Source organism: Ligilactobacillus acidipiscis DSM 15836, assembly GCF_001435755.1.
Lineage (GTDB): Bacteria > Bacillota > Bacilli > Lactobacillales > Lactobacillaceae > Ligilactobacillus > Ligilactobacillus acidipiscis.
On sequence record NZ_AZFI01000143.1, the window covers coordinates 1 to 5,217 of the forward strand.

5 protein-coding genes and 1 other annotated feature are annotated in these 5,217 nt (G+C 42.8%); all 5 genes read left to right on the forward strand.

All coding sequences use genetic code 11. From position 1 onward, the window contains the following. A partial coding sequence (locus tag FC65_RS08615) for a beta/alpha barrel domain-containing protein (protein ID WP_477218331.1) occupies positions 1-307 on the forward strand: 307 nt, incomplete at its 5' end. Positions 308-342: 35 nt separating this feature from the next. Then, positions 343-576 (forward strand) — a binding site (T-box leader). 84 nt (positions 577-660) lie between these two features. Beyond that, positions 661-2,310 carry a peptide ABC transporter substrate-binding protein gene (locus tag FC65_RS08620; RefSeq protein ID WP_056972355.1) on the forward strand — a complete coding sequence of 550 codons (1,650 nt, stop codon included), beginning with the start codon at positions 661-663 and terminating at the stop codon, positions 2,308-2,310. 12 nt (positions 2,311-2,322) lie between these two features. After that, complete coding sequence (pepT, locus tag FC65_RS08625; RefSeq protein ID WP_056972356.1) at positions 2,323-3,564, forward strand: peptidase T; 1,242 nt, start codon at positions 2,323-2,325, stop codon at positions 3,562-3,564. Positions 3,565-3,791: 227 nt separating this feature from the next. Continuing rightward, on the forward strand, positions 3,792-4,235 hold the full coding sequence (locus tag FC65_RS08630; RefSeq protein WP_056972357.1) for an ASCH domain-containing protein: 444 nt from the start codon (positions 3,792-3,794) through the stop codon (positions 4,233-4,235). Between the two features lie 55 nt (positions 4,236-4,290). Further along, a complete protein-coding gene (locus tag FC65_RS08635; RefSeq protein ID WP_056972359.1) occupies positions 4,291-5,082 on the forward strand; it encodes an alpha/beta fold hydrolase in 792 nt (263 codons plus the stop codon). Positions 5,083-5,217 lie beyond the last annotated feature (135 nt).

Here is a 5,217-nt window from a genome sequence, read left to right on the forward strand (position 1 = left end):
TAATCAATTATTGATGGCGGATATTTCTACTGTGGAAGAAGGAGTTAACGCGTCTCAAGCAGGTGTTGATCTCGTGGGTACTACTTTGGCCGGCTATACAGCCGAAAGTGAGCAACTTACTGGTCCAGACTTTAACTTGATCAAAGGTTTGACGGCACATTGCTTAGATGTGATCGCAGAAGGTAAGATCCATACGCCAGAGCAAGCACGACAGGTGCAAGACTTAGGTGTGACGGCTTTGGTCGTTGGCGGGGCGATCACTAGACCGAAAGAAATTGCCGAGAGATTTATTAAAGAATTACATTGACATTAAAGAAATAGCTGATAAAATGAGATTATCATTAAAAGACGTTGAAGAGAAGAGTAGCTCGAGCAGCCAATCTAAAGAGAACGCGAGTGGGTGAAAGCGCGTATTGGTCAGTCGAGTGAAGATGAGCTCAGAGTCTGTTGGCTGTGCAAGCAGCGACACGGAACGGGACCGTTACTACCTGCGACTTTTGTTAGAACAGAAGTTAGTAAGATAGTCAGTGTGAATTGGCTATAAAAAAGGTGGTACCGCGCACAAGCGTCCTTTCAGAATTTTCTGGAGGGGCGCTTTTTTTTGACTGTTGAGCTTATCTTTTACTTTTTTCTTACAAGAATATGAGGGGGATACATATTATGAATAAGAAGTTACTTGCAACATTTGCAGCAACTACCGCACTGTTTTTGACCGCCTGTGGCAATAATGAAAAAACAGGACAGACCGGCTCTGGTAAATATGCCGACAAACAAGAATTGCGCTGGACCGAAGCTTCGACTTTGGCAACAGCTGATCTGTCCAAAGCAACAGATACTTTAAGTTTTAATACCTTGATGAATACACAAGAGGGTCTGTATCGTTTGGATAAAAAAGGTCAGCCGCAACCAGCTTTGGCTGTCAAAACTAAAAAATCAAACGGCGGTAAGACTTATGATTTTACTTTGCGTAAGAACGTCAAGTGGTCTAACGGCGACCCAGTGACTGCTAAGGATTTTGTATATTCCTGGCAGCGGACGGTCGATCCGAAAACAGCGTCGCAAGATGCTTTTTACTTCGATGGTGTTAAAAACGCTACGGATATTTATAACGGTAAAAAGGACAAGTCAACTTTAGGCATCAAGGCTCTAGATGACCATCATTTACAAGTCACTTTAGCTAAGCCGGTCAGTTATTTTGACAAGTTGCTGGCCTGGCCCTTGTTTTATCCTTTGAACCAAAAGACAGTTGATAAATATGGTGCCAAGTATGGGACTCAGTCAAAGTATTTAGTATCTAACGGTCCATTCAAGTTGACAAAATGGGACGGGACCGGCAAGTCTTGGACTTTAGTCAAAAATGGTTCTTATTGGGATAAAAAGCACGTTCATTTGGATAAAATTACAGAGCTAGTGACTGAAAGTACGACTACAAGTTATAACATGTACAGTGCTAAAAAGGTCGATGAGACTTTACTCAATGGGCAGCAAGTCAAGGCTAACAAGAATAAGAAAGATTTTGTCAAACGTTTGCCCACCGCCACCACGCGCTTGGATCTGAACCAAAATAAAGTTCCGGCTTTCAGAAATAAGAAGATCAGACAGGCTTTTTCACTGGCAATCGATCGGAAGCAATTGACGGATAAAGTTTTGCAAGATGGTTCCGAGCCGTTGAAAGGTTTTGTACCCAGTCAAATGGGCGATAACCCTCAGACTGGTCAGTATTTTGAGAACGAAGCATATGTTAAAAAGGCCGTTTCATTTAATTTGAAAAAGGCTAAGTCTTTGTTAAAAGAAGGCTATCAAGAAGAAAACATCAAGTCGTTGAAGGTCAACCTGTTGACATCAGACACTGACAGCAGCAAGCAAGCCGCTGAATTTTTGCAAAGTAAATTAGAAAGTTTGCCGGGAGTTAGTGTTTCGGTATCCAAGGTGCCATTTGTGCAAATGATCTCTCGTCAAAGTCAGAAAGATTACCAAATGACCGTCAAGACATGGCAGTCCGTGTTTGCTGATCCAATCAACTTCTTGGATGTTTTCGAATCCGCTACAAGTTACAATACTTCCGGTTTTAAGAATGCTGAGTTTGATAAATTGCTTGACCAATCAGAAAACGAATATGGCAATCAACCTGAAAAGCGTTGGCAAAACCTGGTTCAAGCAGAGAAGATCTTGATGGAAGACCAAGGTACGATCCCACTTTATCAAGTTGCTAAATCACAACTGTTACGTACAAACGTCAAAGGGATCATCTTTAATCCGGCAGGTGTGCCGTATGATTGGAAAAAAGCCTATATCAGTAATGAACAGTAGGAGGCAGCAAGCATGGTGGAAATAGACACTAATTATCTTGAACAGCAATTTATTGATTCTTGTCGGTATAATACCCGCTCTGACGCTCAGAGTCAGACGATCCCGTCTACACCAGGCCAGATCGATCTGGCAAAACGGGTGGTCACAGATTTGAAAAAGTTGGGGCTCAAAGCTTGGTATAACGAAAAGAATGGTTATGCACTCGGATATGTGCCCGGTAACTGTGATAAGGAAATATCAGCGGTGGGTTTTTTCGCTCATTTGGATACTGCTGATTATCCGGCTGACAATGTTTCGCCCCAAGTTCATCCTGATTATGATGGGCGCGATGTTATCTTGAATGAAGAAAAACAGATCATTTTACGTGTAGCGGAGTTTCCGGAATTGAAAGACTTAGCAGGGCAGCGTTTGATCACGACTGATGGAACTACTTTATTGGGAGCAGACGACAAAGCCGGGGTCGCTGCATTATTGGCGGCGGTGCAGTCTTTAGTTACCCAGCCAGAGATAAAACATGGACCTTTGTATGTAGCTTTTGGTCCAGATGAAGAGATCGGTCAGGGAGCTAAACGTTTCGATGAGACAGAATTCCCAGTAGAATTTGCTTATACCTTAGATAACGGACAGCCAGGCGACTTGGAGTATGAAACTTTCAATGCTGCGGCAGCGACTGTCGAGATCGAAGGTACCGCGGTCCACCCGGGCGATGCTTATCATTTGATGGTCAATGCTTCTTCGCTGGCGCATGAGCTGGTAGCGGGCTTACCGCTTGCTGAGGTTCCCGAAAAAAGTCGGGGTCGCCAAGGATTCATTATGGTCACCCGCCAAGAAAGTACGCCTGACCACGCTCATCTGGAATTGATCATCCGTGACTTTGATCAGCAATTATTTGCAAATAAAAAACAGTTGCTAAAAGACTTGGCCCAGCAAATTAACGATCGCTATGACCAAGAAAGGGTCAAAATCGAAATCAAAGAACAATATTCCAATATTGGCGAAGAGATCAAGAAAAATCCAGCCATTGTAAAGTTAGCACTGAAGGCTTATGACACACTGGGATTAAAACCCAACATCGTTCCTTTCAGAGGCGGGACAGACGGCAATTTTTTGACGGAAAAAGGCATTCCGACGCCAAATTTATTTAACGCCGGACATAATTTTCACGGTAAATATGAATACGTCACGGTTGAAGGAATGCAGACAGTGGCGCAGACGATCATCGAGATCAGTAGAACACATGCCAACACTAAGTAATTCTTTTTAAGAACAGGCTTCAAGTCAGAAACCATATGACTTGAAGCTTTTTAAATCAGTCTGAGCGTTAATTCAATTTGAAATATGTTGTTCAATTTGACTATAATTGACAATGTAAAGGGTTTTCAAGATGTAGAGATCCTTGAGACTGCGGCTTATTATGTGAGGGGGGACCTCCAACTGGCTGAAGTATATGTAATTAACAAATATGAGAGCAGGGAAAATAGATGGAAACTAAGATCAAACAGTTTTGGGATGATTTCGCGGCAGAGCACGGGTTGGTCAATGTGAGCGAACCTGAAGCATGGAGTTTTGGGACTGATGCAGATACTTTGGCTCAGTTAGTTAAGCAAGGAATAAAAACGGCAACGACTTCCGGTTTTGAATTATATGCATTTGACAATGATCCACTCCCTAAGGTCGGGGAATATAATATTATATTAGACAGCCAAAATGAACCGGTGTGTGTGACTAAGACTAAAGTAGTTGAGGTCTTGCCTTTTAAATATATTTCTGCAGAACATGCATATCATGAGGGTGAAGGTGATCGGAGTTATGATTATTGGCACCAGGTCCATGTCGATTTTTTTACTAAGGAATATGCATCTTATAATGCAACATTTACACCAGAGTCTAAATGTGTGTGTGAAGCATTTGAATTAGTGGAATAATTTGCGGCTTGTTTTTCAAAAATAATTTGACAGTCTAATACGAGGAGGTAAGCAGATGAGATTTAAAACAAGTGATGGTGTCAGACTTGAGTATGATGATAGTGGTCAAGGTCCAGTAGTGATGATCTTGAGTGGGATCGGCGGCAGTCGGGTGATCTGGCGCGATCAGGTGAGTGCGCTGGTTGACGCAGGTTACCGCGTGATCAATATTGATGCTAGAAATCAAGGGGCCTCCGAGCACACTAAAAAAGGTTTGCGGATCTCAAGGCATGCGATGGATCTGCGTGAGATCTGCGAAGCTTTAGATATCCATCAGCCGATCTTGATCGGCAATTCCATGGGAGCTTCGACCATGTTTGCTTACGCTTCATTATTTGGCACACAGGATGTGGCAGCAATAGTCGACGTTGATCAAAGTCCGAAAATGATCAATGAACCTGGCTGGAAGTACGGGTTTAAAGGCGAGGTCACTTGGGATAATTTTCCGGATATTTTAAAAAAGCCGTTTGGCAAGTCGACCTATCACAAACTCCGAGACGAAACATATGCGGTCAATAAAAAAGCACAAGTTGAACATCCATACGATCCGGCATTAAACTTGCCTTTCTTACAAGATCACGCTTCCCAAGATTGGCGTGATGTTATTGCTGAGTTCACTTGTCCGTTTTTAATTTTGGCTGGTGAAAAATCGCCGTTTTTTGACTACCATTATGCACCAGAAGTTGCAAGTTTGGCAGCCAAAGGAGAGTATCAGATCATTAAAGACAGCGGGCATATCGTGATGGCCGAGCAGCCTGTAGCCTTTAATCAAGCGTTGTTTAAATTTTTAAAAGAAAATGACCTTTGATCAAGGTCCGACTGGGGTAAATGTACTTGGTGTTAGAGCGCTGAGTACATTTACCTCTTTTTGTGCTTAAATGTGGAAGCCAACAGAGTGCCGCAAGTGGGAACGTGATGCAAAGGCTAGCAAAGTAAGTCATAC

Bases quoted from the DNA above. Each gene is read 5' to 3' on its own strand.
- FC65_RS08620 (WP_056972355.1), top strand. From the start codon at position 661: ATGAATAAGAAGTTACTTGCAACATTTGCAGCAACTACCGCACTGTTT.
- pepT (WP_056972356.1), top strand. From the start codon at position 2,323: ATGGTGGAAATAGACACTAATTATCTTGAACAGCAATTTATTGATTCT.
- FC65_RS08630 (WP_056972357.1), top strand. From the start codon at position 3,792: ATGGAAACTAAGATCAAACAGTTTTGGGATGATTTCGCGGCAGAGCAC.
- FC65_RS08635 (WP_056972359.1), top strand. From the start codon at position 4,291: ATGAGATTTAAAACAAGTGATGGTGTCAGACTTGAGTATGATGATAGT.